The organism is Jujubicoccus corallicola, from assembly GCF_047345645.1.
Taxonomy (GTDB): domain Bacteria; phylum Pseudomonadota; class Alphaproteobacteria; order Rhodobacterales; family Rhodobacteraceae; genus JBLEFH01.
Genome location: NZ_JBLEFH010000007.1, coordinates 94,995 through 120,727, shown reverse-complemented (window position 1 = coordinate 120,727; position 25,733 = coordinate 94,995). Strand labels below are relative to the sequence as shown.

Below are 25,733 nucleotides of genomic sequence, written 5' to 3'. Positions count from 1 at the left end.
GGCACGGACCGCACACCCTTTTTCTGTTGCGGGGGTCCAACGTCGCGCTGCGCCAATGGTTCCAAAAACTTTACATTTCGGCAGGATCCCGCCCGCCTGCACACTTGTCGGCGGCCCCGTCCCGCGCTAATCAGCGCCATGACCAATCGCGACCATAACCAACCCGACCTGCCGCCCGAGATTGCCCGCCGCCGGACCTTTGCGATCATTTCGCACCCGGATGCCGGCAAAACGACGCTGACGGAGAAGTTCCTTCTTTATGGAGGCGCCATTCAGATGGCCGGACAGGTGCGCGCGAAGGGCGAAGCACGGCGCTCGCGGTCGGACTTCATGCAGATGGAGAAGGATCGCGGCATTTCGGTCTCCGCCTCGGCCATGTCCTTTCCCTACCGCGATTTCTGGTTCAATCTCGTGGACACGCCCGGTCACTCGGATTTCTCGGAAGACACCTACCGCACGCTGACGGCGGTGGATGCGGCGATCATGGTCATCGACGGCGCGAAAGGTGTGGAGAGCCAGACGCAGAAACTCTTCGAGGTCTGCCGCCTGCGCGATCTGCCGATCCTGACATTCTGTAACAAGATGGACCGGGAGAGCCGCGACACCTTTGAGATCATTGACGAAATTCAGGAAAATCTCGCCATCGACGTGACCCCGGCAAGCTGGCCCATCGGGATGGGCCGCGATTTCCTCGGGGCCTATGACATGCTGAACGACCGGCTGGAGCTGATGGACCGCGCGGACCGCAACAAGCGTGCGGAGAGCATCAAGATCAGCGGGCTGGATGACCCGGAGATCGAGAAACACATTCCGCCTGAGCAATTGGAGCAGCTTCGCGAAGAGGTCGAGATGGCCCGCGAACTGCTACCCCAGTTCGACCGGCAAGCCTTTCTCGACGGCACGCTGACCCCGATCTGGTTCGGCTCCGCGATCAACAGTTTTGGCGTGCAGGAGTTGATGAACGGCATGGGCGATTACGGCCCGCAGCCGCAACCGCGCCCCGCCAAGGAGCGCGAGATCAGCCCCGACGAGAAGAAAGTCACCGGCGTCGTCTTCAAGGTGCAGGCCAATATGGACCCCAAGCACCGCGACCGCGTAGCCTTCGTGCGCCTCTGCTCGGGCCACTTTAACCGCGGGCAGAAACTCCTTCATGTGCGGTCGAAAAAGCAGATGGCCGTCACCAATCCGGTCCTCTTCATGGCCAATGATCGCGAGCTTGCGGAAGACGCCTGGGCGGGCGATATCATTGGCATCCCGAACCACGGCCAACTTGGCATCGGCGACGCGCTCACCGAGGGCGAGGCGCTGCATTTCACCGGCATCCCCTCCTTCGCGCCGGAACTCCTGCAATCGGTCCGCGCGACGGACCCGATGAAGGCCAAACATCTCGAAAAGGCGCTGACCCAATTTGCCGAGGAAGGCGCGAGCAAGCTCTTCAAACCGATGATCGGCGCGGGCTGGATCGTCGGCGTCGTCGGCGCGCTGCAATTCGAGGTGCTGGCGAGCCGGATCGAATTGGAATACGGCATCCCCGTGCGCTTCGAGCCGACGCAATTCACCTCCGCCCGCTGGGTCTCCGGCCCGGAGGCGGCGGTCGATAAATTCGTCAACGCCAACAAGGGCCACATCGCGACCGACCATGACGGCGACCCGGTCTACATGACCCGCCTGCAATGGGACATCGACCGCGTCGAGCGCGATTATCCGGAGCTGAAGCTGACGGCGACCAAGGAGATGGTGGGTTAAATCCCGCCGGTCAGCCCGCGCGAGAGCATTCCGGGCAAGCCCTTCGAGAACACCTCCCTGAACGAGGCGAAAAACCGGGCGCGATCAAGGGCGGCCGTGAAATCCTTAAACGCCTCGTCTCGGGCGTTGCTATAATCATGGTCGGGATCGTCCTTGAGATAGCCTTCCCAGCTTGCCTTGGCGGCGGCGGAAATCTCCAACATACATTTCTGCGCGCTCGCGGGCGTCGGTTCCTTCGGCTTGATCCGCAGCAAGCGCTCGTCTGAGAAGCGGTTGAACAGCAGGAACAGCGGCAAGTCCTGAAATTCATCATCCAGAAATTGATGACAGACCATGTAAAAGGATTGCTCCGGCGTCTTGGTCTCTTCGGTAAATTGCGGAAATTGATCCTGCCAGCGGGTCATCGGGTCGATCTGGGCCGGGTCTATCAGAGGACGCGCGCCCATGAACATGGATTTGGGCTTTCGTTCCGCCGCGAGGTGATAGAACCCCATATGCCGACCCGTCATATGATCGAGCGCGGTATTCGCATTCCTGAAATGCGCATAAATCTCCGGATGCGTCGTCTCACCATACAGAAAATAGGCGAAAAACTGCGGCGCACGCTCCAGCTTGGCCTGCGCCTCCTCATCAAGAATTTCATCTGCCATAACCATCCTCCCCGAGCGCAAAATATCACGTTCGAGGCGGTTTTTCGCTTTAAATATCCGCAGATGGCGGCGGCGAGAGGATCAAACCTCCTTTCCGCGCATACGAATTAAAAAGAGACATAGCCGCGAGAGGCGAAGCTCCCTCACTCAATCGCCAATGTCGCTGTATCCCCCTGCCCTTGTTCGGCCTGAAAGGTCAGGCGGTTGTCGCTCAGGGTCACGGTTTGGCAGTCATAGCCGAGGGAGTCGCCGCTGAAGATAAGCTCGCGGCAGAAATACGGACCATCCCAGGACCAACTCCCACCCACATCGCCGCCAAAGGCGCTGCCGGTGATGCGGCCATCGGCGAGCACATTGAGGCTCACACCGAAGCGCGTCAGGGTTTTGCCCTCGACCAGCGAGAAGAAACTCGTGCGGTCCTGCACGGCTTGTTGCGCGGCGGCGGTGCCCGCCATGGCGAGGGCGATCAGCAGATAAACATGTTTCATGCCCTCACCTTAGCAGACCCGCCGCAAAGCGCGCATCACAATCGCTGGACCGGTTCACACATCCTCGCGGCTGCGCCCGATCTCGTCGACCTGCGCTTGCAGCGAGGTGCGGTCGAGCGTGGCGATTGGCAGAGAGGCGAAGATGGAGATGCGGTTTTTCATGGCCCCAAAGGTCCGCTGGAAGGCGAGCGCTTTTTCCGCGTCGGTCCCTTCCACTTTGGCCGGGTCCGGCAGGCCCCAATGGCCGCTCACCGGCTGACCCGGCCAGACCGGGCATTCCTCATTCGCCGCATGGTCGCAAACGGTAAAGACGAAATCGAATTTCGGCGCGCCGTCAACCACGAACTCATCCATGTTTTTCGACCGCAACGCGCTTACGTCGTGGCCCGCCTCTTTCAGCATTTGCATGGCGAACGGGTTCGGTTCGCTCGCGGGCTTGGTGCCGGCGGAATAGGCGTTGAACTTGTCCCCCGCATCATGGCGCAGCACGGATTCGGCGATGATCGAGCGCGCCGAATTGCCGATGCAGATGAAGAGGACGTTGTATTTGCCTGAACTCATGGTGTTTTCTCCTGTGGGAAGGTCTGGATCCGGCGCGCAGATCACGAGCGGGCGGCCCTTGCAGCAGCCCAGGAACAGGTCGCGCGTCATCTGCTCCACGCCCTCCATGGCGATGGTGTAATGGCGCGAGGTGCCGTGGCGGGTCCCGGTGATCAGCCCGGCATGGGTGAGCGAGGTGAGCAGCGCCGAAAGCGTGCTGGCTTTGAGGTCGAGCGCCGCGGCGATCTCGCCCGCAGGCACGCTGTCGGGGTAGCGGCGCATCAGCAGACGGAATACGGCGAGGCGCGGTGCGTGGCCAAGGGCCGAGAGCTGGTCGATCAATTCAATTTCCATATTTCACGAAATATCGAAATAAAGAGATTCGGGGAAGCGTTTTCTGCGCCGCCCGCCCGCCATGATCCCGCTTGACTTCCCGCCCGCGCGGGTCCATCGCCTGCCGGGAACCATTCCGGGACGCATCATGACCCTCACCATTTACCAATTTGCGGCGCTTGGCGCGGCGCTCTGCTGGGCTTTTGGCGGCATCATCTCGGCCCGCGCGGTCGGGGAAATGGGCGTGATGCGCTTCAACGCGCTGCGCCTCGTCTCCATCGCGCTCATCGCCGGGGTCTGGGTGATTGCCAGCGGACGGCATGAGGCGATCACGGCATGGATGGTCGGGCCGATCCTGCTCTCGGGTTTCATCGGGATTTTCCTTGGCGACACGCTGCTCTTCAACTGCATTCGCCGCATGGGGCCGCGCCGCACCGCCGTTCTCTTCGCCACCAACGCCCCGATGGGCGCCCTGCTCGGCTGGCTCTTTCTGGGCGAAACCCTCCCCGGCAGCACGATCCTGGCTATCGCGATCATCATGGCCGGCGTGATTATCGCAATCGTCTTCGGCAAACGCGCCTCGGCGGTGCATGAGTGGGAAAGCGTGAAAGGCCCGATCTGGGTCGGCGTTGCGCTTGGCCTGCTCGCCGCGCTCGGTCAAGCCGTCGGCGCGATCTACGCCCGGCCCGTCATGGCGGCGGGCGCGGACCCGTTTACCGTCATGGCCGTGCGTGCCGGAATCTCGGGCCTCGCGCTTGGCGGGCTGACCGCCGCCCTGCCCCGCCTTGCCGGGCCCAGCCAATTCTCTCCGCGCGGCATCATGTGGACCGTGATCTCCGGAATCGTCGGCATGGGCATCGGCATGAGCCTCCTGCTCTTCGCCCTCGAAGGCGGCAATGTCGGCGTCGTCACGACCCTCTCGGCGACCACCCCGATCCTCGTCCTGCCGCTCCTCTGGATGACCACCAAAGAGCCACCCGCACCCGCCGCCTGGCTCGGCGCGTTTTGCGTCGTGATCGGCGTGGCGATCCTCGCATTGGCATAACAATCACGTTTCGCGGCGGAAATGCTGCCAAATCCACTGCAAAGATTGACAAAGACGTGTTAAACCTTCTAACGCGAAGCATCGTTGCACGGGGTGTGGTGCGACTTTTGACTTTTTAGGTGTGCATTGACCAAATTTAGCGATCTCGATCTCGACCCGAATGTGCTGAAAGCCATTGACGAAGCGGGGTATAAAGAGCCGACGCCCATTCAGGCGCAGGCCATTCCGCATGCGCTCAAGGGCCGCGATATTCTGGGGATCGCGCAGACGGGGACGGGCAAGACCGCCTCTTTCGTGCTGCCGATGATCACGCTGCTCGCCAAGGGCCGGGCGCGGGCGCGTATGCCGCGCAGCCTCGTGCTGGCGCCGACACGCGAGCTTGCGGCGCAGGTCGCCGAGAATTTCGAGATCTACACCAAGCACATGAAGCTGACGATGGCGCTTCTGATTGGCGGCACCAGCTTCAAGGATCAGGACAAGCTGATCGACCGCGGCGTCGATGTGCTGATCGCGACACCGGGCCGCCTGCTCGACCATTTCGAGCGCGGCAAGCTGATGCTGACCGGTGTGCAGATCATGGTGATCGACGAGGCCGACCGGATGCTCGATATGGGCTTCATCCCGGATATCGAGAAAATCTTCAAACTGACGCCCTTCACGCGCCAGACCCTGTTTTTCTCCGCCACCATGGCGCCCGAGATTACCCGCGTGACGGACACCTTCCTGCACAATCCCGAGCGTGTCGAAGTCGCCCGTCAGGCGACCGCGAGCGAGACGATCACGCAATATCTCGTGGAGCACACACCGTCCCGCAAAGACAAGCAGGCCGCAGAAAAACGCGCCGTTCTGCGCGCGCTCATCGAGCAGGAAGGCGACAAGATCCAGAACGGGATCATCTTCTGCAACCGCAAGCGCGACGTGGATATTCTCGCCCGCTCGATGCAGAAACACGGGCTCGATGCGGCGGCGATCCATGGCGATCTCGACCAGTCGGTCCGCACGGCGACGCTCGACAAATTTCGTGGCGGCGAGCTGCGTTTCCTCGTGGCCTCCGACGTGGCGGCGCGCGGTCTCGACGTGCCCGCCGTCAGCCATGTGTTCAATTACGACCTGCCGACCCATTCGGAAGATTACGTCCACCGGATCGGCCGCACGGGCCGCGCGGGCCGCGACGGCACGGCGTTTTCCATTGCGCTCCCGGCGGATGAGAAATATCGCGACGGGATTGAGAAGCTGATCGGCAAGGAAATCCCCCGCAAGGAGTCGCCGCTCGCCAAAGGCAAGCCGGAGACAAAGACGGAAGACAAACCCGCCGCGAAGCCGAAGCCCGAAGGCAAATCCAGCCGCGGCCGCCGGTCCGCCAAGGACAAAGATCAGAAACAGGCCGACGCAGCGCCCCGCGAGGAGCCCAAAGCCAAGCCCGAGCCGCAGCGCGAGCGCACCGAGCAACGCAGCCGCGACGGCAATCGCGGCGGGCGCGGTGGACGCGGACGCCGCGATGGCGGCGGCCCCTCCCCCAAAGGCTTCGGCGACCACGTCCCCAGCTTCATCGTGGCGGATCTAGCGAAGGCCAAATCCTCCGTCAGCGTGCGCCGCGGCAAGGATGACGAGGGTTAATTCGCCCCAAGCCGCGAGAAAACTTGCTCCCCAAATCGCAATTCCATAGGCTTTAACACGTTTAAAGCTATGGAAGGGTGATCCATGGGACAGATTTATGTTTCCCGTTTCTTTATAACTGCTTGCAGCGCGACGCTGATGTCAGCCGTGCCTGCTTTGGCGCTGACATATTCTTACAATGCAGACGAAACGATTGAGCTTTACGCGCATGACGCGGATGAAAGCGCGGGCAATGTCTGGAGCGAAAACGGCGGACTCTATCGTGTCGTCAATGATAGCGATGCACGGTACATGCATTTTACGCCGCTTGATGGCGGCACATTTACGCCCGAAAGCATCTATATTGAGAATCTTCGCGACGATAATGTCGAATTGGATGTTGTGACTTCTTGGGGAACAGAACAACCTGATCAGGAGCTTATCGACTCGGGCTACTATGAAGTTATCGGGATCGATCATGAAATAAAGCTTCTGCCGACCGGAGAGTGGGTGGATTACTGGTATGGCGGTTGGGACAAGATCTATCCGGACCCAGATGCGCTTCCTTCACTGATAACGGCCACCCAGCACACCACAACTTATTGGAACGACACATCTATCCAAGGATATCGCGACGGAAAGCTCGTGGCCTCGGATGATCTTCCTCTCGCCAGCGGAGACTGGGTCGGCACCTATACATTCTCAGACGCGTTTCAGGATATCGACAAGCTGTATTTCACCGCCAATCACAACGCGAATGCCAGTTATCTCATTGATCCGAAACCGGGCGAGCATTGGTGGATCACAAGTAGCAATTATTTCGACGCGACTTATTACATGAGCGACTTCCAAGCGACCTATAACATCGCGCCGGTGCCACTCCCCGCGAGTGGGTTGGCGTTTGTTGCCGCTCTGGCGTCTTTCGGCCTCTACCGGCGCAAACCGCGCGGTTAAAAAAAGGGGCCGCGAAGGCCCCTTTTTCATCACGCCTCGCGCATCGTCTTCAGCGCGGTGCCCCATTTGTGGAGCTCATTGAGAACGCCGGTGGCGCCTTCTTGCATCTGGTCGTTGGCGTTCACCTTGCCGTCTTCACCGAGGAATTGCGGGTAGAACGGCACCGGGATGCCTTGGGCGATCGGCGCAACGTTGAGGGCCGCGAGCAGCGTGCGCAGGGTTTCTGCCGCGCGCAGGCCGCCGGAGACGAAGCCGTAGCTCAGAACCGCTGCCGGCTTGCCATACCATTCCAGCGCCAGATACTGGATCGCGTTGACCAGCGAGGATGGCGGGAAATAGTCATATTCGGGCGTCACGAAGATGAACGCGTCGGCGTCGTCCACGATTTTCGCCCAAGCCTTGGTGTGCTCGTGCTGATAGTCCTGCGCGCGCGGGTGGTTCGGCTCGTCCATGACCGGCAGGTCGAGTGCGCCAAGATCCACCAGTTCCACGTCGAATTTGCCGTGCTGGCCCGCAAATTCATGGATCCATTCGCCAAAGGCCGGACCCACGCGGCCCGGACGGGTGCTCCCGATAATCACTTTCAATTTCAAAGCCATAGTCTTTCCTTTCCACGCGGCGCCGCCCTGCGGTCCGCCTTTTTCTTCCCCAACGACATAACAATTTTGCAGCGCACAACAACCGAGAAGCGCCGGATTTCTGTTCGCGGCTGGCAAAAGCTGGTTTCCAAAAAAGAAAACGCCCGCCGGGTCGGGCGGGCGTCTTGCGATCAGACGTCTAAGATCAGTCGAACATCATCCGGTTGATCATCACCTCGATCAGCGGCTTTTTCCCGGTGCGGTCTTTCACGACCCGGTTCACCGTTTTTACCACAAGGCTCTCGACCGCATCATCGGAGCGCAGTTTCTTGCCCTTGGCGGATTGCATCGCGTCCTCGATCTCGCTCTCCAGTTCTTCGGCAAGCGGCTTGCCGGAGGGCATCGGAACACCGTGCAATTCGGCCCAGACCCCATCGACCGGCGCGCCCTGCTCGTCGATCACGAGGTTCACCACGACCAGCCCGCGCAGCGCCATTTGCAGACGCTGGCGCACCACGCCGTCCATCGCGCCGATCAGAACATCGCCGTCGAGATAGGTGCGGCCGGTTTCGATCCCGTCCACGATCTTGCCCTTGTCGCCGGTCAGATCGACCATGGTGCCATTCGGCGCGATGATCCCCTGACGGCCCTTATCGGCGGAAATCTCGGCATGTTCGCGCAGATGGCGGTGTTCCCCATGCATCGGCACGACGATCTGCGGCTGGAGAATATCCTGAAGCTTTTCAATGTCCGGGCGGTTGGCGTGGCCGGAGACGTGATAGCGCGTATCGCCGTCGCCATAGCTGTGGACGCCAAGCTCGGAAAGCTGGTTCTTGATATAGGCGACGCCAAGCTCGTTGCCAGGGATGGTTTTCGAGGAGAAGAGGAACATATCCCCCTCATCGAGGCTCAGCCCCATATATTTGCCGCGCGCGAGCTGCGCGGAGGCCGCGCGGCGTTCGCCTTGCGAGCCGGTCACGAGCAGCATGAGCTGGCCGCGCGGGATATTTTCGGCATCGTCCACATCGGTGAGCGGCGGAAAGTCGGTCACGATATTCGAGCGGCGGCCCGCATCGAGCATCACATTCATCGCCCGGCCCAGCATCACCACCTTGCGGCCCGCATCCACACCGGCCTGCGCCAGCGTTTTCAGGCGCGCGATGTTGGAGGCAAAGGTCGTCGCGACCACCATGCCCTGCGCGGATTTGATGAGGTCGGTCACATGGGGCTTCAGCGTCGATTCCGAGCGGCCCGGCTCCTGGCCGAACACATTGGTCGAGTCGCAGACAAGCGCCTTGATGCCGCCCTCGCCGATTTGGCGGAACATCTCTTCGTCCCACGGATCGCCGATGACCGGATCGCGGTCGATCTTGAAATCGCCGGAGTGGAAGATCTTGCCCGCCGGGGTCTCGATCAGAAGGCCTGAGGCTTCCGGGATCGAGTGGCTGATCGGCACGAAGCTGACCTTGAAGGGGCCGACCTCAATGCTCTCGGGATAAGCGGGCGCGACATTGATCCGCTCGATATCCCCGCCAACGCGCTCCATTTTGTTCCGCGCAATCAGGGCGGTGAAGCGGCGCGCCCAGATTGGGCAGCGGATTTTCTCATGCAGGATGCCAACCGCGCCAACATGGTCCTCATGGGCGTGGGTGATGAAAAGGCCCTCAAGCTGATCGGCCCGCTCCACCGCATATTTCGGGTCGGCCATGATCAGATCGACGCCGGGGGTCGTGTCCATATTCGGGAAGGTCACACCGGCATCCACCATGATCCAGCGCTCCTTGCCCGGTGCGCCATATCCGTAGAGATACATATTCATACCGATCTCGCCCGCCCCACCGAGGGGCAGGTAAACCAGCCGTTCTTTATCGCTCATACTTTATCCTATTTGTTATATTCAGCGATGAGCCAGAGCCCGTGGAGGGTCAAATCCAGCTCGGTATTTGCAAGGAGATCTGTCCCTTGCGCGAAGAGGGATGAAAGCCCGCCGGTCGCAACGACAGTCATGTCGCGCCCGCGTTCTTCCTGAATTCTGAGGCACACGCCTTCGACGAGGCCGATATAGCCCCAATATATGCCGGACTGCATACACGCAAGGGTATTGGTGCCAATGACTTTTTCCGGGCGCGTTACGTCGATATGCGGCAGGGCGGCGGCGCGGCTGTGGAGCGCGCCGAGCGAAAGGTTGACGCCGGGCGAGATCACCCCGCCAATATAGGCGCCGCCCTCATCGACCACGTCGAAATTGGTCGCGGTGCCGAAATCCACCACGATGCAATCGCCGCCGAACCGGTCAAACGCGGCGGCGGTGTTGGCGAGACGGTCGGCCCCGACAACCACATCCTTGTCCACCTTCGGCGGATGCGGCAGCTTCACCTCGGGCTTGCCGACCACCAGCGGACGGGCGCTGAAATAACGGTCGGAAAAGACACGGAGATTGAACAGCACCTGCGGCACCACGCAGGCGATCACCACGCGGTCGATCACCCGCTCGCGGTTGGCGTCGAGCAGCACCCCGTCATGTTCCAAGAGCTGTTGCAGCCAAGTGAAATACTCATCCGCCGTGCGCTCGCGCGAGGTCGAGATGCGAAATTCCGCAAGCTTCACCGCCTCGTCATAGATCGCGAAGACTGAGTTCGTGTTGCCAACATCAATCGCGAGGAGCATTGGCTTCTCCCTTCAAATAAACCTCGCCGGCGGGGATGCGTTTGAGGCAGACCGGCGTTTCCAAAAGGAGCGCGCCGTCCCCGTCAATATCCGCAAACCGCCCTTCCAGCGTCTCGTTCGGCAGGCGAACGGTGATCTCTTCACCATGCCCGACCGCGTGATCCATCCAGGCGCGGCGAATGGTCGCAAAACCCTGCTCCATCAGCCGCGACTCCCACAGGGCGAAGCGGTCGGCGAAATGATCGAGGAAGGTGGCGGGCGGCGGCGTCACCCCGAGTTCCGGGCCAAGCGCAGCGGGCAGAAGCGCGCCCGGCTCCACCGCATCGCGGCCCGGCGCGGCGGCGAGATTGACGCCAACGCCAATGACGAGCCACGGCCCCATTTTGTCGGTCCCGGACTCAAGCAAGATCCCGGCAAGTTTCTTGCCCCGGATCAGCACGTCATTGGGCCATTTGAGATCGAAGAGATCATCCCGCCCGGTCAGCTCCACAAAGGTATCGCGGAGCGCCAGCGCGGTCGTGAAACTGCGCAGCGCCGCATCGGGGAGCGCGTCTGGCCGCATCGCGTAGCTCGCCGCGAAATTACCGTCGGGCGTCGCCCAGGCCCGGCCGCGGCGACCATGCCCGCCGGTTTGCTTTTCCGCCAGAAGCCAGAACGGAGCCGTCTCGCCCTCGCGCAATTTCTGCGCGGCGGCGAGGCTGCTGCTGGCCGTTTCGGGATAGATGAACCGGCCAACGCCTTCAGGCCAGCCGGGACCGCGCGTTTGCATCAGTTGAAGAGACTCTGCGCCGCCGCCATCGCCGCATCATCGACGCCGAGCAGGCTCACACCGGGCAGCCAGAAGGTCGAGAGGATGATCGCGGAAGCCGCCAGCACGATCCCATGAAGGAGCGGCATCGGGCGGTCCGGCCCGTCGGTTTTTTCGCCGAAATACATCAGGTAAACGATGCGCAGATAGTAATACGCGCCGATGACCGACCCGATCACGCCAAGCACGGCGAGCCAGAACATGCCGCCGCTCACCGCCGCGTCGATCACGTAGAACTTGCCCCAGAAGCCGACCAGCGGCGGCACGCCCGCGAGCGAGAACATCAGCGCTGCCAGCGCGAGCGCGCGACCCGGAAAATCGGAGGCGAAATTGCCCAAGGCGTAGATGTCCGTGATCGCCTCGCCGTCGCGTTCCATTGTGAGGATGAAGGCGAAGACGCCGAGATTCATCACAAGGTAAATCGCCATATAGATCAGCATCGCCTGCGCGCCCTGCTCGCCGCCGCCCGCCAGCCCCATCAGGGCGAACCCCATATGGGCGATGGAGGAATAGGCCATCAGGCGTTTGATATCCTTCTGCCCGATCGCGGCGACCGAGCCGAGGAAGATCGAGGCGACGGACATGAAGGCGAGCACCTGCTGCCAGTCGCCGGTCGCGCCGTCAAACGCATCGAAAAGGACGCGGCCCATCAAGCCCGCCGCCGCGACTTTCGGGGCGGTGGCGAACAGCGCGGTCACCGGGGTCGGCGCGCCTTCGTAAACATCCGGCGTCCACATATGGAACGGCACGGCGGAGACCTTGAAGGCCATGCCGATCAGCAGAAAGACGAGACCCGTCAGCAAGCCTATGGAAATGTCGCCATCGGCGGCAATGCGGGCGATATCAGAGAATTGCGTCGTTCCGGCGGTGCCGTAGATCAGCGACGCGCCATAGAGCAGCATCCCCGAGGAGAGCGCGCCGAGGACGAAATATTTCAGGCCCGCTTCGGTCGAGCGCACGGAGTCGCGGCGGAAGGCAGCGATCACGTAGAGCGCGAGCGATTGCAGCTCCAGCCCGAGATAGAGCGCGATGAGATCGCCCGCCGAAACCATGATCATCATGCCGACCGTGGCCAGCGCGACCAGCGGAGCATATTCGAATTTCATGATATCGACGCGGCGCAGGAACTGCTCGGACATCAGGAGCACAATCGCGCTCCCGGCGAGGATCAGCACCTTGCAAAAGCGCCCGAAGCCGTCATCGACCAGAAGGCCGTTGAAGAGGATGAAGGAGCCATCCGGTTTAAAGCCGATCCAGAGCGCGAGGAACCCCATCAACACCGCGGTGCCCTTGAGGATGAACCCGGCCAGCTTGTCATGGGTGGTGTAGACGGCCAGCATCAGGCTCGCCATCGCCCAGAGGGCGAGGATGATTTCGGGGCTGAGTGCGGAAACGGAGTCGCTGAACATCTCTAACCTTTCGAGCCTCAGTGCTGCGCCGCTTCGGCGGCGTCTGTTTCAGAATGTGCCGGGGCGCTCGTTTGGGCGACCTCGGAGGATGTGCCGACCGCGGCGTCATAGCTCGCGAGCAGGTTCTCGACCGACGGGCCGATCCGGTCCGTCACGAGGCTCGGGAAGACACCGAGGATGAGCGTTGCGGCAACGAGCGGCGCAAAGAGCCATTTCTCGCGCGGCGTCATGTCCGTGATGGCCTTCAGGCTCTCTTTCATCAGATCGCCGAAGACGACCCGGCGATAGAGCCAGAGCGCGTAGCCCGCCGAGAGGATCACGCCGGAGGCGGCGAAGAGGCCGACCCAGGTGTTCGCCTTGAACGCGCCGAGCATGGTCAGGAATTCGCCCACGAAACCGGAGGTGCCGGGCAGACCGACATTGGCCATGGTGAAGAACATGAAGACGGCGGCATAGGCCGGCATCCGCACGACCAGCCCGCCATAGGCCTCGATGTCGCGGGTATGCATCCGGTCATAGATCACGCCAACGCAGAGAAAGAGCGCGCCGGAGACAAAACCGTGGCTGATCATCTGGAACATCGCGCCGTCCACGCCCTGCTGGTTGGCCGCGAAAATGCCCATGGTCACGAAGCCCATATGGGCGACGGAGGAATAGGCGATCAGCTTTTTCATGTCCTCCTGCACGATCGCGACGAGCGAGGTGTAGACGATGGCGATGACCGAGAGGGTGAAGACAAAATCCGCAAGGTTGGCGCTCGCCACCGGGAACATGGGGAGCGAGAAGCGCAGGAAGCCGTAGCCGCCCATTTTCAAGAGGATCGCCGCCAGCACCACAGAACCAGCCGTCGGCGCTTGCACGTGTGCATCGGGCAGCCAGGTATGCACCGGCCACATCGGCATTTTCACCGCGAAGCTGGCGAAGAAAGCGAACCAGAGCAGCGTCTGGAAGCCGCCGGTGATCGTCAGCCCGAGCACGGTGATCGGGTCAGAAGCAAACTGATGGTTGAGCAGCTCGACAATATCCGTCGTGCCCGCGTCGCGATACATGGCGATCATGGCGACCAGCATCAGCACCGAGCCGAGGAAGGTGTAGAGGAAAAATTTGAACGCTGCATAGATGCGGTTCTGCCCGCCCCAGACCCCGATAATCAGGAACATCGGGATCAGCGAGCCCTCGAAGAAGAGGTAGAACAGCACCAGATCGAGCGCGACAAAGACGCCGATCATCATGGTTTCCAGCAGAAGGAAGGCGATCATATATTCCTTCACGCGGGTCTCGACCTGCCAGCTTGCGCCGATCACGATGGGCATCAGCGCGGTGGTCAGCATCAGCAGAAGGACAGAGATCCCGTCCACCCCGAGCTTGTAGGAAAAGCCCGCAATCCATTCGGATTCCTCAACGAACTGGAAGCCGCCGCCCGGCTCGAACCGGGTCAGCACGATCAGCGAGAGGAGGAACACCACAACGGTCGTTGCGAAGGCGATCACGCGGGCATTCTTGCGCTGCGCTTCGCCGTCGCCCCGCAGGAACACGCCGAGGATCACCGCCGCGACCAGCGGCAGGAAGGTGATGAGGGAGAGAAGATTTCCCATTAATTCAGACCTCCGGCGATGAGGAGCCATGTCAGCAGGGCGACCAGCCCGATGACCATGACGAATGCGTAGTGGAAGAGATAGCCCGATTGCAACTTGCTGGCGCGGCGGGTCAGCGCCGGGATGATGCCCATGGCGATCCCGTTGATGGTCCCGTCAATCCCGTCGCCATCACCGCGCCGCCAGAGCCAGTTGCCAATCGCAATGGCCGGGCGGAGGAAGATGCGCTCGTAAAGCTCGTCGAAATACCATTTGTTGAGCAGGAATGCGTAGAGACCGCGGAAGGTGCTTGCGGTGCGCGCCGGCATTTTCGGATCGACCATATAGAACCAGACCGCAATGGCGAGGCCGAAGAGCATCGCGAAGAACGGCGCCGTCTTGACCCATTTCGCGACGTAGTGCGCGTCATGCATCACGGTGTTGTCCGGGTGGTGACCCACGGCGGAGGCGAACCAGTGATGCGCGTTGTCGCCGAAGAAATCGCCATACCAGAGCATCCCAGCAAAGATCGCGCCGAGCGCGAGAACACCGAGCGGCACCAGCATGACCATCGGGCTTTCATGCGCGTGGTCATGGGTGTGCTTGTCGCCGCGCGGCTTGCCATAGAAGGTCAGGAAGATGAGACGCCAGCTATAGAAGCTCGTCATGGCCGCGGCGATGACCAGCATCCAGAAGGCATACATGCCCGCCCCGGTGCCCGCCGCATAGGCGCTCTCGATGATCGCGTCTTTCGACAGGAACCCGGCGAAACCGATGGTGGTCAGCGGGATGCCGACGCCGGTGATGGCCAGCGTGCCGATCATCATCGCCCAGAAGGTATAGGGGATCTTTTTGCGCAGCCCGCCGTAATTGCGCATGTCCTGCTCGTGATGCATCGCGTGGATGACCGAGCCCGCGCCGAGGAAGAGCATCGCCTTGAAGAAGGCGTGGGTGAAGAGGTGGAACATCGCCGCCTCGTAAACGCCGACACCCGCCGAGGCGAACATATAGCCAAGCTGGGAGCAGGTCGAATAGGCGATCACGCGTTTGATGTCGTTTTGCACAAGGCCGATGGTCGCGGCGAAAAAGGCGGTGGTCGCGCCGATATAGGTCACGAAGGTCAGCGCGCCCGGTGCATATTCAAAGACCGGCGACATGCGGCAGACGAGGAACACGCCCGCGGTCACCATGGTCGCGGCGTGGATCAGCGCGGAAACCGGAGTCGGGCCCTCCATCGCGTCCGGCAGCCAGGTGTGCAGGAACAGCTGCGCCGATTTGCCCATGGCCCCGATGAAGAGCAGGAACGCGATCACTTCACTCGCCGTCCAGCTGCGCCAGAGGAAGGTCAGTTGCTCATTCGCGAGGCCCGGTGCGGCGTCAAAAATCACATCGAACTCGATGGAGCCGACCGCCACGAACATCGCGAAAATGCCCAGCAGGAAGCCGAAATCACCGACACGGTTGACGATAAACGCTTTCATCGCCGCCGCGCCCGCGGACTGTTTGCGGAAATAGAAGCCGATCAGCAGATAAGAAGCGAGACCCACGCCTTCCCAACCGAAGAAGAGTTGCAGCAGGTTATCCGCCGTCACCAGCATCAGCATCATGAAGGTGAAGAGCGAGAGATAGGCGAAGAAACGCGCGCGGTAGGGCTCGCCTTCGGGGAAATTCTCGTCATGGGCCATATAGCCGAAGCTGTAGAGATGGACGAGCGCCGAGACCGTGTTGATCACCACCAGCATGATCTGGGTGAGCCGGTCGATGCGGATCGCCCAGAAGCTCTCCATCTCGCCGGACTGGACCCAGCGGAACAGCGTCACCGTCTCCGCCTCGTCGTAATGGCCGAAGAAAATCACCCAGCTCAGGAAGGCGGACAGGAACAGCAGCGCCGTCGCGAGGATCTGGCCATTGCGCTCGCCCATGAGACGCCAGCCAAAGCCGCAGAGGATCGCGCCGAGAAGCGGGGCAAAAAGAAGGATCGTTGCCATGATTTACCCTTTCATCGCCGAGATGTCTTCGACCTGGATCGTGCCGCGATTGCGGAAGAAACAGACGAGGATCGCGAGGCCAATCGCCGCTTCCGCCGCCGCGACGGTCAGCACGAAGAGCGTGAATATCTGCCCGATGAGATCGCCCATATGCGTCGAGAAGGCCACAAGGTTGATATTGACCGCCAGCAGCATCAATTCGAGCGACATCAGGATGATGATGAGGTTCTTCCGGTTGAGGAAGATGCCGAAAATCCCGATGGTGAACAGGATCGCGGCCACGATGAGATAATGTTCAACGCCGATCATGTATCCTGCTCCTTCTGCTCTTTGCGGCGGGCCTGTGCGCCGAGGATGACGGGGACGAAAATGCCCGCGAAGAAAATGGCGATCCAGCTTGCAATGCTCATGACAGCCCCTGCCCCGGTTTCACATCCTTGATTTCCATGGCCTCTTTCGGGTCGCGGTAGATCTGGCGCATCACATCCTGACGCTTGACCCCGTCACGGGTGCGCAAGGTCAGCACGATGGCGCCGATCATGGCGACGAAAAGGATCAGCCCGGCGAGTTGGAAGAGCAGCACGTAATCGGTGTAGAGGATGGTGCCGATCGCCTCGATATTGTTGACTTCCAGCATATCGGGCACCGGTGCCTTGAGGTTGGCGAGCGCTTCGTCGTCATATTGCCAGACGCCCATGACGAGCAGCAATTCGGCGAGGATCACGAGGCCGAGCATCAGCCCAATCGGCAAATACTGCGTCGCGCCCTTGCGCAGTTCCGCGAAATCCACATCGAGCATCATCACGACGAAGAGGAACAGCACCGCGACCGCGCCCACATAGACGATCACGAGCAGCATGGCGACAAACTCCGCGCCCATGGTCAGGAAGAGACCGGCGGCGGAGAAAAAGGTCAGGATCAGCCACAGCACCGAATGGACCGGGTTTTTCGACGTCACGGTCATCAGTGCGCCGATAATCGCCGTCAGGGCAAAGAGATAGAAGGTAAATACGATCATGGCTCCCCCTTACCGATACGGCGCGTCGAGTTCGAGATTGCGGGCGATTTCCGCCTCCCAGCGAGCGCCGTTATCGAGCAGCTTGTCCTTGTTGTAGAACAGCTCCTCGCGAGTCTCGGTGGCGAATTCGAAATTCGGGCCCTCGACAATCGCATCGACCGGGCAGGCTTCCTGACAGAACCCGCAATAGATGCATTTGGTCATGTCGATATCGTAACGGGTCGTGCGGCGCGAGCCATCGGCGCGCGGCTCGGCCTCGATGGTGATCGCCTGCGCCGGGCAGATCGCTTCGCACAGCTTGCAGGCAATGCAGCGCTCCTCACCATTGGGGTAACGGCGCAGCGCGTGCTCGCCGCGGAACCGCGGGCTGAGTGCTCCCTTCTCGTTCGGATAGCTGAGCGTCGCTTTCGGTTTGAAGAAATATTTGAACCCCATCCGAAAGCCGGTGAACACATCGGCAAGGAAGAAATATTTCAGTCTGCGGGACATCGACACGGACATGATTAACCTCCGATTGCCCAGCGGGCATAGGCCCCGCCGAAAGCGCCATATTGTGCGAAGAAGGCCACGATGACGACCCAGGCGAGCGAGAGCGGCAGGAACACTTTCCAACCGATCCGCATGAGCTGGTCATAGCGATACCGCGGCACGATGGCCTTCACCATCGCGAAGATAAAGAAGAAGAACAGCATCTTGATGAACATCCAGAAGAACCCGTCCGGCAGGAACGGCACCGGCGAGAGCCAGCCGCCAAAGAACAGGATCGAGACCAGAGCGCACATCATGACGATGGCCAGATATTCGCCGATCATGAAGAGCAGGAACGGCGTGGAGCTGTATTCCACCTGATACCCGGCCACGAGTTCGGATTCCGCTTCGGGAAGGTCAAACGGCGGCCGATTGGTTTCGGCGAGCGCCGAGACGAAGAACAGCACCACCATGGGCAGATGCGGCAGCCAGTACCAGTTGAGGATCGAGCCGTCCTGCGCCATCACGATATCGGTCATGTTGAGCGAGCCGGTCGAGATCAGCACCCCGATGATGATCAGGCCAATCGAGACCTCATAGGAAATCATCTGCGCGGCGGAGCGGAGCGAGCCGAGAAACGGATATTTCGAGTTCGACGCCCAGCCTCCCATGATCACGCCATACACCTCCAGCGAGGAGATGGCGAAAATGTAGAGGATGCCGACATTCAGGTCCGAAATCACCCAGCCCTCATTGAGCGGGATCACGGCCCAGGCGATCAGCGCCAGCACGAAACTCATGATCGGGGCGAGGAAGAACACCACCTTGTCGGCGCCCGCAGGCACGACGATTTCCTTGACCGCATATTTCACGAAATCGGCGAAGGATTGCAGCAGGCCCCAGGGCCCGACCACATTCGGCCCGCGCCGCAGCTGCACCGCCGCCCAGACCTTGCGGTCCGCATAAAGCAGGAAGGCCAGCGCTATGAGAAGCCCCACCGTCAGCAGCAAAATCTGCCCGGTAATCAGCAGGAAGGCTCCAAATCCATGATCCCAATAACTCATAGAATTACTCCGCGGCTATCTGCGTGTGGCGTTCGGATGCGCGGCGGGCCAATTCACCCATGAGCGGGCTCGCGCGCAGGATAGGGTTGGCGAGATAATGATCGCGCGGCGTGCGGAACTGGCCCTCGCCAAGGGCCGCATCGCCGGGGGTCGCTGGCTCATTGACCGGCACCATGTCGATATCGCCGAAGTGCGGGATCGCCTCGATCATCTTGCCGCGCAGTTGCGGCAGACTGTCGAAGGGCAACGTCGCGCCCATTTCGCCCGACAGCGCCCGGATGATCGCCCAGTTTTCCTTGGCTTGACCCGGTGCGGTCCCGGCCTTTTGTGCCAGTTGCGGGCGGCCTTCGGTGTTGACGAAAATCGCCGACTCTTCGGTATAGGCCGCGCCCGGCAGGATCAGATCCGCACGATGCGCACCGCGATCCCCATGGGTGCCTTGGTAAATCACAAACGCACCCTCGGGCATGTCGCGCTCGTCCACACCGAGATTGTAGATGACATCCGCGCCGTCGAGCGCCGCGTCGATGCCGCCTTCGCTCGTGAAGCCCACATCCATCGCGCCGACGCGGGACGCCGCCTGATGCAGAACGAGGATCTTGGAGTTCGAATTCTCCGCCAGACGCAGGGCCGCTGCCAGAACCGCGTCCCCGCCCTCGCCCGCCAGACCCGACGCGCCAAGCACGATCACGGTGTTTTTCTCGCGGGTCTTGTCGCTGATTTTCTGGCTCGCCAGCTTGTCGAGCGCGCTGAAATCGCTGCCCAAATTGGCGACCTCATAGGTCAGATCGCCGCTCGGGCCGACATAGCCGATATCCGCGCCGCGCAGCCATGCCTTGCGGATGCGGGCGTTCAGAACCGGCGCTTCAATCCGCGGGTTGCAGCCGATGATCTGGATCATCTCCGCCTCGTCGAGATCGGCAATCGTGGCCGTGCCGACATAGCCGCCGCGATCCCCTGCCGGGAGCGCTTCGCCCTCCGTCCGGCACTCATGCGCAGCCTCGGGCAACAGTTCCTTCAGCGCCCAAATCGCCTCGGTCGGCGCGAGATCGCCCGCCAGCGCCGCCACTTTCGATGCGCCTTTGAGCTTTTCCGCCGCAATGCCAAGGGCTTCGCCCCAGCTCACCGCGACCAGCTTGCCATCTTTGCGCGCATAGGGCCGGTCGAGACGCTGGCGTTTCAGCCCGTCCCAGAGGAAGCGCGAGCGGTCCGCCAGCCATTCCTCATTCACCCCGTCATTGTTGCGCGGCACGATCCGCATCACCTCGCCCGAGCGGCTGTCCACGCGAATGTTGGAGCCGAGCCCGTCCATCACGTCGATGCTCTCGACCTTCACCAACTCCCACGGGCGTGCGTTGAAGGCATAGGGCTTGGACACCAACGCGCCCACCGGGCACAAGTCAATGATATTGCCCTGCAAATTGCTGTCGAGCGTCTCACCGAGATAGGTGGTGATCTCCGCATCCTCGCCGCGCCCGGTCTGGCCCATCTGCGTGACACCCGCCACCTCGGTGGTGAAGCGCACGCAGCGGGTGCAGGAGATGCAGCGGGTCATATGCGTCTCGACCAGCGGGCCGAGATCGATGTCGATATTGGCGCGCTTCGGCTCCCGGTAGCGGGAGAAATCAACGCCGTATGCGATCGCCTGATCCTGCAAATCGCACTCGCCGCCCTGATCGCAGATAGGGCAATCGAGCGGGTGGTTGATGAGCAGAAACTCCATTACCCCCTCACGGGCCTTCTTCACCATCGGCGAATTGGTTTTCACCACCGGCGGCTCACCATCCTTGCCGGGCCGCAGATCTTTCACCTGCATGGCGCAGCTCGCCGTCGGCTTCGGCGGGCCGCCGACAACCTCGACGAGACACATGCGGCAGTTGCCCGCAATCGACAGGCGCTCGTGATAGCAGAAGCGCGGGATTTCCACGCCGACCTCTTCGCAGGCCTGAAGGATAGTCATCGCGCCATCAACCTCAAGCTCCTGACCGTCGATGACAATCTTTTTCAGATCACTCATGTGCAGTCTCCTTTGAAGGACCAGAGGGTGCGGCCCCCGGCCTCACGCATTGCGCGCCCGTCGTCAAGTATCAGAGCCTGTCCGGGCTGACAAAAAGCGGGCAGTGCGATTTCCGCCGCAGCCCCGGCCTGCGCCTCATTGGACGGCTCGTCGGACGCGACGATAATACGGCCATATGGCTCCTGGGTCACGGTGAAGCCGATATTATCGACAACCGTGATGGTCTGACCGCCGCGCTCGGGCACCTCGGCGTCGAGTTCCGGCTGGGCGCAGGCGGCGAGCGCCATGAGCGGCAAAAGGCTAAAGGCAAGTCTCTTCATCATCATCCCCGCACCAGCATCCGGCCAACCAGCGAGCCTTTTGCGATTTCCTGTTCCCCGGCGGCGCAAAACGCCTGCCCGTTCGATTCCTCGATCCCGAGGCCGCTCAGATAGGCCTGATACTGGGCCTCCATCCGCGCCGCCATCGTGGGATCATCCGCCTGCCGCTCCAGTTTGGAGAGAATGGTGGACGCATCCGGCTCCGTGCGGAGCCGCGCATAGGTCTCATATTTCACGCGGGTCATCTCCGTCTCCGAGAGGCTCAGCCGCGAGCAGCGCGCATCGAAAATCCGCGCGAGGCTCAGAGCATCGGAATATTCCGTCAGATAGCTCGGAATCCCCGCGATCGGCCCCGTGGTCGGGACCGGCTCACAGGCGGCGACGGCCATCAGGCCCAAACCGCAGAGATATGCCCGCGCGGCGTTCATCTTACTGCGTCCCGGCTGGCACCAGCATTTTGCCGATGCTGCTGTTCTGGCGGATCTCTTCGTAACCCGCGCCGCAGAACGCATTCACGCTGCCGGTATCGAGACCGTAGCGCTGAATGTAAGGCTGCTGAAACTGCGCGATCTTCTGCTGAAGCGCCGGATCGGAGGTGTTCTGCACCGCCTTGATGATATCTTCTTCATTGCGGGTGCCACGCAGACGGCGGTTGATTTCGTAATCCATCACGCGATCAGCCCGGCCGGGCGCAAAGTCGTAATTCGGGCATTCCGAGCCAATCGACTGCGCCACGACGACACGGGCCAGCGATTGCGCCACATAATCGGGCACGAAGGCATTGCCCACGCGGGTCATGTTGGAACAAGCCGCCAAGCCGGCCACGCCCAAAAGTCCAAAAAATACTGCTCTTTTCATTGTTGTCCTCATTCTGCCGCAATGGCGCCACGTTTGTGGCGGATGCGATCTTCGATTTCGTCGCGGAAATGGCGGATCAGGCCCTGAATCGGCCAGGCCGCGGCATCGCCAAGGGCGCAAATCGTGTGGCCCTCCACCTGTTTGGTCACATCGAGAAGCATATCGATCTCCTCGGGCTGCGCATCGCCCGTCACCAGACGCTCCATCACCCGCATCATCCAGCCGGTGCCCTCGCGGCAGGGGGTGCATTGCCCGCAGCTCTCATGTTTAAAGAATTTCGCGAGCCGCCAGACCGCCTTGATCACGTCGGTATTCTTGTCCATCACGATCATGCAGCCGGTGCCGAAGGAGGATTTGTTCTCCCGCATCCAGTCGAAATCCATGATGGCATCGTCCAACTGGCTCGCCGGCAGCACCGGACAGGACGCGCCGCCCGGAATGATCGCCTTGAGATTGTCCCAACCGCCACGCACGCCGCCGCCGTAATACTCGATCAGCTCGCGGACGGACATGGACATGGATTCCTCAAACACGCAGGGCGTATTCACATGGCCGGTGATCGCGAACAGCTTGGTGCCCGCATTGTTCGGGCGGCCAAAGGAAGAAAACCACTCCGCACCGCGACGCAAGATCGTCGGCACCACGGCGATGGATTCCACATTGTTCACCGTCGTCGGGCAGCCATAAAGACCTGCGCCCGCCGGGAAAGGCGGCTTCATCCGGGGCATCCCCTTCTTGCCTTCGAGGGATTCCAGCAGCGCCGTTTCCTCGCCGCAGATATAGGCACCTGCACCATGCGAGAGATAAAGATCGAAATCCCACCCCGAACCGGCGGCGTTCTTGCCCAGAAGCCCCGCATCGTAACATTCGTCAATCGCCGCCTGTAGCGCCTCACGCTCGCGGATATATTCACCGCGAATATAGATGTAGCTGGTATGCGCGCCCATGGCGAAACTCGCGATCAGCGCGCCCTCGATCAGCGTGTGCGGATCGTGGCGCATGATCTCGCGGTCTTTGCAGGTCGCGGGTTCGGACTCGTCGGCGTTGATCACGAGGTAATGCGGACGGCCATCGCTTTCCTTCGGCATGAAGGACCATTTCAGACCCGTCGGAAAGCCCGCACCGCCGCGCCCGCGCAAGCCGGAATTCTTCATCTCTTCGATGATGTCGTCGCGACCGCGTTCGATGATCTTGGCGGTGCCGTCCCAATGACCACGCGATTGCGCGCCCTTCAGCGAGCGGTCATGCATCCCGTAGAGATTGGTAAAGATGCGGTCCTTATCGTCAAGCATCATGCCCCTCCTTGGTCCGGCGGCGATCTGCCCGGACCTTCAATACCACGATCAAGGCCCAGATCATCGCCGCCATGGCGGCAAGATCGGCCAGAAAGGCGTAGCGCGGAGGGATCCCCAGCACGCCGCCCAAAAGATTAACGACCACCCACAAGGTGAAGGCCGCCGCGATCACAATCGCCGCGCGCCGCACCTCATATGCACCCGATTTGTCCATCTCAGCCTTTCGCCAGCTCGCGCGCCTGCGCGATCCAGTCGTCCCGTTCGATGCGGCCATGGAACCCTTCGAGATTATCGTCAACCCATGCGACCTCATCTTCCGACCAATTCGCAATCTGGTCGAAATGATAGAAGCCGAGGCTGTTGAGCGTCTCTTCAAGTTTCGGGCCGACACCGTTGATTTTCTTGAGATCATCGGCGTTGCCATCCCGTGCGCTCTCCAGCGTCTCGGGCTTCGAGCGCGCGCGATCATCGCCATGCTTGGCCGCGCTGTGATCCGCCGCGTCGTCGTCATTCGCGCCAGCTTGATCATCACTGCCCGCGCCTGAGGTGTTCTCCTCGGTCACCGTCGCCTCATCCTTCACCTCGGCGCGCGCCTCGGCTTCGCGATCATGATCCTTATCGTCATCATCGTCATCGTCGTCGTCATCACGGCCGCGCATCTCGTCGATCTCTTCGGAGATCTCCTCACGCGCTTCGGCGGTCAGCTCCGCCGCCTTGGCCTTCGCCACATCCGCCGTCTCTGCGGCATCGTCCCGCAACTCCGCCGCCGCCGCGCCGACATTCTCCATCGGCTTGTCGGGGTTCATCCCCGGCAGATAGCGCTCCAGAAAGAGACCGAACAGCGCGAAGGCCACCAGCGCAAAAAGACAGGCCCAGAAGCCATTGGCCCCGAACATCAGGAACAGCAGGCCGATCACGATCCCCACCGGAATGGCGAAAATCCAGGCCCAGATATGCGGTTCGGTGCGTGCGCGTGTCACAATACTCATGGTTCAGTCCCTCCCGATTATGTTTCGGCCGCAAGCGCTTTGGCCTGCTTGACCCACTCGTCTCGCTCGATCCGCCCCTTGAAGCCTTCAAGGTTCTCATCGACCCAGTTGACTTCCTCATCCGTCCAATTGGCGATCTGATCGAAATGGTAGAACCCGAGGCTGTTGAGCAGCGCTTCAAGTTTCGGCCCCACACCATTGATTTTCTTCAGATCATCCGCATTGCCATCCCGTGCGCCATCCAGCGTTTCAGGCTTTTTCTGCGGTTTGTCTTCGCTCTCTGCCGTCTCAGCAGCTTTTTTGGCGGTCTCTTTCTGAGCGCTGTCTTTCTTCGCAGCACCCTTCTTCTCAGACGCCTTCCCCTTGGCCACGCCCGCTGTGTCCTTGGTCGTCTTGGCCTTATCGCCCTTGGACTCCGTCGCAGCTTCCGCCTTTTTCACATCCTCGGCGTCCTCACTAGCCGTTTCGTCACCCGGACGCGCCACGCGGTCCACATCGGTTTCCTGAACGCTCACGCCATCTTCTGAGACCGGCGCATCGCCGCTAACCTTCGGCCCGTCCGCCTCTTCCGCCTGATACGGCTCCAGCGGCCCGACATTCGCCTGATGGTTCTCGACCTCGCGGTAGAACCGCACCTCGCCCTGCGGGCCATCGATGCGCGCAATTGTGTCGTCGAACTGCACCGCGCGGGCGACGGACACATTCGCCTCCTCGGCCCGCTCTCCGCCCAAAATCTTCGGCCCATCCTTCGGCTCGGACCCCCAGCGGCCATTTTGCGGCCCCGGTGTCGGCACCTCGCCGCGCGCCATGGCGTCGATGATCCCGGCGAGCGACTCCTCGGTCAGATCCTCGTAATAATCCTTGCCGATCTGGGCCATTGGTGCGTTGGAACAGGCCCCGAGACACTCGACCTCTTCCCAGGAAAATTTCCCATCCTCGGAAATCTGGTGCGGCTCCGGCGCGATTTTTTCCTGGCAGACCCGCATCAGGTCCTCCGCCCCGCAGATCATGCAGGAGGTCGTCCCACAAATCTGGATATGCGCAACAGAGCCAACGGGTTGCAGCTGAAACATAAAGTAGAATGTCGCGACCTCAAGCACCCGGATATAGGCCATATCGAGGATCCGCGCGACCTCTTCAATCGCCGGACGGGTCAGCCATCCCTCCTGCTCCTGCGCGCGCCACAAAAGCGGGATCACCGCTGAGGCTTGCCGCCCCTCGGGGAATTTCGAGATCTGGCCAAGCGCCCATTCGTAATTGGCTTCGGTGAAGGCGAAGCTCTCGGGCTGGTCCGGGTAAAGTCGTCTTAGCATAGTCTTTCGGTCCTC

26 protein-coding genes are annotated in these 25,733 nt (G+C 61.4%); 4 read left to right on the top strand and 22 right to left on the bottom strand.

From position 1 onward, the window contains the following. Positions 1-138 precede the first annotated feature (138 nt). Complete coding sequence (locus ACMA5I_RS11560) at positions 139-1,746, top strand: peptide chain release factor 3 (RefSeq protein WP_525886426.1); 1,608 nt, start codon at positions 139-141, stop codon at positions 1,744-1,746. On the opposite strand, the gene ACMA5I_RS11555 is transcribed toward ACMA5I_RS11560, so the two are convergent. The 3 genes from ACMA5I_RS11555 to ACMA5I_RS11545 form a co-directional block, all read right to left on the bottom strand. Further along, complete coding sequence (locus ACMA5I_RS11555) at positions 1,743-2,396, bottom strand: hypothetical protein (protein WP_525886425.1); 654 nt, start codon at positions 2,394-2,396, stop codon at positions 1,743-1,745. The genes ACMA5I_RS11560 and ACMA5I_RS11555 overlap by 4 nt on opposite strands. Before the next feature lie 143 nt (positions 2,397-2,539). Beyond that, the gene (locus tag ACMA5I_RS11550) at positions 2,540-2,884 is read right to left on the bottom strand and encodes a dihydrodipicolinate reductase (RefSeq protein WP_525886424.1); all 345 of its coding nucleotides are present in this window, start codon (positions 2,882-2,884) and stop codon (positions 2,540-2,542) included. Positions 2,885-2,938: 54 nt separating this feature from the next. Further along, a complete protein-coding gene (locus tag ACMA5I_RS11545) occupies positions 2,939-3,778 on the bottom strand; it encodes an arsenate reductase/protein-tyrosine-phosphatase family protein (protein WP_525886423.1) in 840 nt (279 codons plus the stop codon). Between the two features lie 61 nt (positions 3,779-3,839). Here ACMA5I_RS11545 and ACMA5I_RS11540 point away from each other — a divergent pair, with 61 nt between their 5' ends. From ACMA5I_RS11540 to ACMA5I_RS11530, 3 genes are all read left to right on the top strand, one after another. Continuing rightward, a complete protein-coding gene (locus tag ACMA5I_RS11540) occupies positions 3,840-4,802 on the top strand; it encodes a DMT family transporter (RefSeq protein ID WP_525886422.1) in 963 nt (320 codons plus the stop codon). A gap of 126 nt (positions 4,803-4,928) precedes the next feature. Next, the gene (locus ACMA5I_RS11535; protein ID WP_525886421.1) at positions 4,929-6,419 is read left to right on the top strand and encodes a DEAD/DEAH box helicase; all 1,491 of its coding nucleotides are present in this window, start codon (positions 4,929-4,931) and stop codon (positions 6,417-6,419) included. Between the two features lie 84 nt (positions 6,420-6,503). Further along, positions 6,504-7,352: a VPLPA-CTERM sorting domain-containing protein gene (locus ACMA5I_RS11530; protein ID WP_525886420.1), complete on the top strand. Its 849-nt coding sequence runs from the start codon at positions 6,504-6,506 to the stop codon at positions 7,350-7,352. A gap of 29 nt (positions 7,353-7,381) precedes the next feature. Here ACMA5I_RS11530 and ACMA5I_RS11525 read toward each other — a convergent pair whose 3' ends face one another. The 19 genes from ACMA5I_RS11525 to nuoE all read right to left on the bottom strand — a co-directional run bounded on the left by ACMA5I_RS11525 (position 7,382) and on the right by nuoE (position 25,718). Then, positions 7,382-7,951: an NADPH-dependent FMN reductase gene (locus tag ACMA5I_RS11525; protein WP_525886419.1), complete on the bottom strand. Its 570-nt coding sequence runs from the start codon at positions 7,949-7,951 to the stop codon at positions 7,382-7,384. Positions 7,952-8,135: 184 nt separating this feature from the next. Further along, on the bottom strand, positions 8,136-9,806 hold the full coding sequence (locus ACMA5I_RS11520; RefSeq protein WP_525886418.1) for a ribonuclease J: 1,671 nt from the start codon (positions 9,804-9,806) through the stop codon (positions 8,136-8,138). A gap of 8 nt (positions 9,807-9,814) precedes the next feature. Further along, positions 9,815-10,597 carry a type III pantothenate kinase gene (locus ACMA5I_RS11515; protein ID WP_525886417.1) on the bottom strand — a complete coding sequence of 261 codons (783 nt, stop codon included), beginning with the start codon at positions 10,595-10,597 and terminating at the stop codon, positions 9,815-9,817. After that, positions 10,581-11,366 carry a biotin--[acetyl-CoA-carboxylase] ligase gene (locus ACMA5I_RS11510; RefSeq protein WP_525886416.1) on the bottom strand — a complete coding sequence of 262 codons (786 nt, stop codon included), beginning with the start codon at positions 11,364-11,366 and terminating at the stop codon, positions 10,581-10,583. The genes ACMA5I_RS11515 and ACMA5I_RS11510 overlap by 17 nt, the downstream gene beginning before the upstream one ends. Beyond that, positions 11,366-12,814, bottom strand: a complete 1,449-nt coding sequence (nuoN, locus tag ACMA5I_RS11505) for an NADH-quinone oxidoreductase subunit NuoN (RefSeq protein ID WP_525886415.1) — start codon at positions 12,812-12,814, stop codon at positions 11,366-11,368. The genes ACMA5I_RS11510 and nuoN overlap by 1 nt, the downstream gene beginning before the upstream one ends. 17 nt (positions 12,815-12,831) lie before the next feature. After that, positions 12,832-14,409 carry an NADH-quinone oxidoreductase subunit M gene (locus ACMA5I_RS11500; protein WP_525886414.1) on the bottom strand — a complete coding sequence of 526 codons (1,578 nt, stop codon included), beginning with the start codon at positions 14,407-14,409 and terminating at the stop codon, positions 12,832-12,834. After that, positions 14,409-16,376: an NADH-quinone oxidoreductase subunit L gene (gene nuoL / locus ACMA5I_RS11495; RefSeq protein ID WP_525886413.1), complete on the bottom strand. Its 1,968-nt coding sequence runs from the start codon at positions 16,374-16,376 to the stop codon at positions 14,409-14,411. The genes ACMA5I_RS11500 and nuoL overlap by 1 nt, the downstream gene beginning before the upstream one ends. A 3-nt stretch (positions 16,377-16,379) precedes the next feature. Beyond that, entirely contained in the window at positions 16,380-16,685 is a 306-nt protein-coding gene (gene nuoK / locus ACMA5I_RS11490) for an NADH-quinone oxidoreductase subunit NuoK (protein ID WP_525886412.1), read from the bottom strand. A 97-nt stretch (positions 16,686-16,782) separates the two neighbouring features. Further along, the gene (locus ACMA5I_RS11485; protein ID WP_525886411.1) at positions 16,783-17,394 is read right to left on the bottom strand and encodes an NADH-quinone oxidoreductase subunit J; all 612 of its coding nucleotides are present in this window, start codon (positions 17,392-17,394) and stop codon (positions 16,783-16,785) included. Between the two features lie 9 nt (positions 17,395-17,403). After that, positions 17,404-17,895 carry an NADH-quinone oxidoreductase subunit NuoI gene (nuoI, locus tag ACMA5I_RS11480; protein WP_525886410.1) on the bottom strand — a complete coding sequence of 164 codons (492 nt, stop codon included), beginning with the start codon at positions 17,893-17,895 and terminating at the stop codon, positions 17,404-17,406. 2 nt (positions 17,896-17,897) lie between these two features. Further along, on the bottom strand, positions 17,898-18,926 hold the full coding sequence (nuoH, locus tag ACMA5I_RS11475; RefSeq protein ID WP_525886409.1) for an NADH-quinone oxidoreductase subunit NuoH: 1,029 nt from the start codon (positions 18,924-18,926) through the stop codon (positions 17,898-17,900). A 4-nt stretch (positions 18,927-18,930) separates the two neighbouring features. Then, positions 18,931-20,943, bottom strand: a complete 2,013-nt coding sequence (nuoG, locus tag ACMA5I_RS11470) for an NADH-quinone oxidoreductase subunit NuoG (protein ID WP_525886408.1) — start codon at positions 20,941-20,943, stop codon at positions 18,931-18,933. Beyond that, positions 20,940-21,263 carry a hypothetical protein gene (locus ACMA5I_RS11465; protein WP_525886407.1) on the bottom strand — a complete coding sequence of 108 codons (324 nt, stop codon included), beginning with the start codon at positions 21,261-21,263 and terminating at the stop codon, positions 20,940-20,942. The genes nuoG and ACMA5I_RS11465 overlap by 4 nt, the downstream gene beginning before the upstream one ends. A gap of 2 nt (positions 21,264-21,265) precedes the next feature. After that, positions 21,266-21,691, bottom strand: a complete 426-nt coding sequence (locus ACMA5I_RS11460; protein ID WP_525886406.1) for a DUF5333 family protein — start codon at positions 21,689-21,691, stop codon at positions 21,266-21,268. Position 21,692: 1 nt separating this feature from the next. Next, the gene (locus ACMA5I_RS11455; protein ID WP_525886405.1) at positions 21,693-22,121 is read right to left on the bottom strand and encodes a DUF5333 family protein; all 429 of its coding nucleotides are present in this window, start codon (positions 22,119-22,121) and stop codon (positions 21,693-21,695) included. Positions 22,122-22,129: 8 nt separating this feature from the next. Next, the gene (nuoF, locus tag ACMA5I_RS11450; protein ID WP_525886404.1) at positions 22,130-23,413 is read right to left on the bottom strand and encodes an NADH-quinone oxidoreductase subunit NuoF; all 1,284 of its coding nucleotides are present in this window, start codon (positions 23,411-23,413) and stop codon (positions 22,130-22,132) included. Beyond that, positions 23,406-23,630, bottom strand: a complete 225-nt coding sequence (locus tag ACMA5I_RS11445) for a DUF5337 family protein (RefSeq protein ID WP_525886403.1) — start codon at positions 23,628-23,630, stop codon at positions 23,406-23,408. Before ACMA5I_RS11445 ends, nuoF begins: the two co-directional genes overlap by 8 nt. 1 nt (position 23,631) lies before the next feature. Continuing rightward, positions 23,632-24,405: a helix-hairpin-helix domain-containing protein gene (locus ACMA5I_RS11440; protein WP_525886402.1), complete on the bottom strand. Its 774-nt coding sequence runs from the start codon at positions 24,403-24,405 to the stop codon at positions 23,632-23,634. A 17-nt stretch (positions 24,406-24,422) separates the two neighbouring features. Then, complete coding sequence (gene nuoE, locus ACMA5I_RS11435) at positions 24,423-25,718, bottom strand: NADH-quinone oxidoreductase subunit NuoE (RefSeq protein WP_525886401.1); 1,296 nt, start codon at positions 25,716-25,718, stop codon at positions 24,423-24,425. Between the last annotated feature and the right edge of the window lie 15 nt (positions 25,719-25,733).

Bases quoted from the DNA above. Each gene is read 5' to 3' on its own strand.
- ACMA5I_RS11560 (WP_525886426.1), top strand. From the start codon at position 139: ATGACCAATCGCGACCATAACCAACCCGACCTGCCGCCCGAGATTGCC.
- ACMA5I_RS11555 (WP_525886425.1), bottom strand. From the start codon at position 2,396: ATGGCAGATGAAATTCTTGATGAGGAGGCGCAGGCCAAGCTGGAGCGT.
- ACMA5I_RS11550 (WP_525886424.1), bottom strand. From the start codon at position 2,884: ATGAAACATGTTTATCTGCTGATCGCCCTCGCCATGGCGGGCACCGCC.
- ACMA5I_RS11545 (WP_525886423.1), bottom strand. From the start codon at position 3,778: ATGGAAATTGAATTGATCGACCAGCTCTCGGCCCTTGGCCACGCACCG.
- ACMA5I_RS11540 (WP_525886422.1), top strand. From the start codon at position 3,840: ATGATCCCGCTTGACTTCCCGCCCGCGCGGGTCCATCGCCTGCCGGGA.
- ACMA5I_RS11530 (WP_525886420.1), top strand. From the start codon at position 6,504: ATGGGACAGATTTATGTTTCCCGTTTCTTTATAACTGCTTGCAGCGCG.
- ACMA5I_RS11525 (WP_525886419.1), bottom strand. From the start codon at position 7,951: ATGGCTTTGAAATTGAAAGTGATTATCGGGAGCACCCGTCCGGGCCGC.
- ACMA5I_RS11520 (WP_525886418.1), bottom strand. From the start codon at position 9,806: ATGAGCGATAAAGAACGGCTGGTTTACCTGCCCCTCGGTGGGGCGGGC.
- ACMA5I_RS11515 (WP_525886417.1), bottom strand. From the start codon at position 10,597: ATGCTCCTCGCGATTGATGTTGGCAACACGAACTCAGTCTTCGCGATC.
- ACMA5I_RS11510 (WP_525886416.1), bottom strand. From the start codon at position 11,366: ATGCAAACGCGCGGTCCCGGCTGGCCTGAAGGCGTTGGCCGGTTCATC.
- nuoN (WP_525886415.1), bottom strand. From the start codon at position 12,814: ATGTTCAGCGACTCCGTTTCCGCACTCAGCCCCGAAATCATCCTCGCC.
- ACMA5I_RS11500 (WP_525886414.1), bottom strand. From the start codon at position 14,409: ATGGGAAATCTTCTCTCCCTCATCACCTTCCTGCCGCTGGTCGCGGCG.
- nuoL (WP_525886413.1), bottom strand. From the start codon at position 16,376: ATGGCAACGATCCTTCTTTTTGCCCCGCTTCTCGGCGCGATCCTCTGC.
- nuoK (WP_525886412.1), bottom strand. From the start codon at position 16,685: ATGATCGGCGTTGAACATTATCTCATCGTGGCCGCGATCCTGTTCACC.
- ACMA5I_RS11485 (WP_525886411.1), bottom strand. From the start codon at position 17,394: ATGATCGTATTTACCTTCTATCTCTTTGCCCTGACGGCGATTATCGGC.
- nuoI (WP_525886410.1), bottom strand. From the start codon at position 17,895: ATGTCCGTGTCGATGTCCCGCAGACTGAAATATTTCTTCCTTGCCGAT.
- nuoH (WP_525886409.1), bottom strand. From the start codon at position 18,926: ATGAGTTATTGGGATCATGGATTTGGAGCCTTCCTGCTGATTACCGGG.
- nuoG (WP_525886408.1), bottom strand. From the start codon at position 20,943: ATGAGTGATCTGAAAAAGATTGTCATCGACGGTCAGGAGCTTGAGGTT.
- ACMA5I_RS11465 (WP_525886407.1), bottom strand. From the start codon at position 21,263: ATGAAGAGACTTGCCTTTAGCCTTTTGCCGCTCATGGCGCTCGCCGCC.
- ACMA5I_RS11460 (WP_525886406.1), bottom strand. From the start codon at position 21,691: ATGAACGCCGCGCGGGCATATCTCTGCGGTTTGGGCCTGATGGCCGTC.
- ACMA5I_RS11455 (WP_525886405.1), bottom strand. From the start codon at position 22,121: ATGAAAAGAGCAGTATTTTTTGGACTTTTGGGCGTGGCCGGCTTGGCG.
- nuoF (WP_525886404.1), bottom strand. From the start codon at position 23,413: ATGCTTGACGATAAGGACCGCATCTTTACCAATCTCTACGGGATGCAT.
- ACMA5I_RS11445 (WP_525886403.1), bottom strand. From the start codon at position 23,630: ATGGACAAATCGGGTGCATATGAGGTGCGGCGCGCGGCGATTGTGATC.
- ACMA5I_RS11440 (WP_525886402.1), bottom strand. From the start codon at position 24,405: ATGAGTATTGTGACACGCGCACGCACCGAACCGCATATCTGGGCCTGG.
- nuoE (WP_525886401.1), bottom strand. From the start codon at position 25,718: ATGCTAAGACGACTTTACCCGGACCAGCCCGAGAGCTTCGCCTTCACC.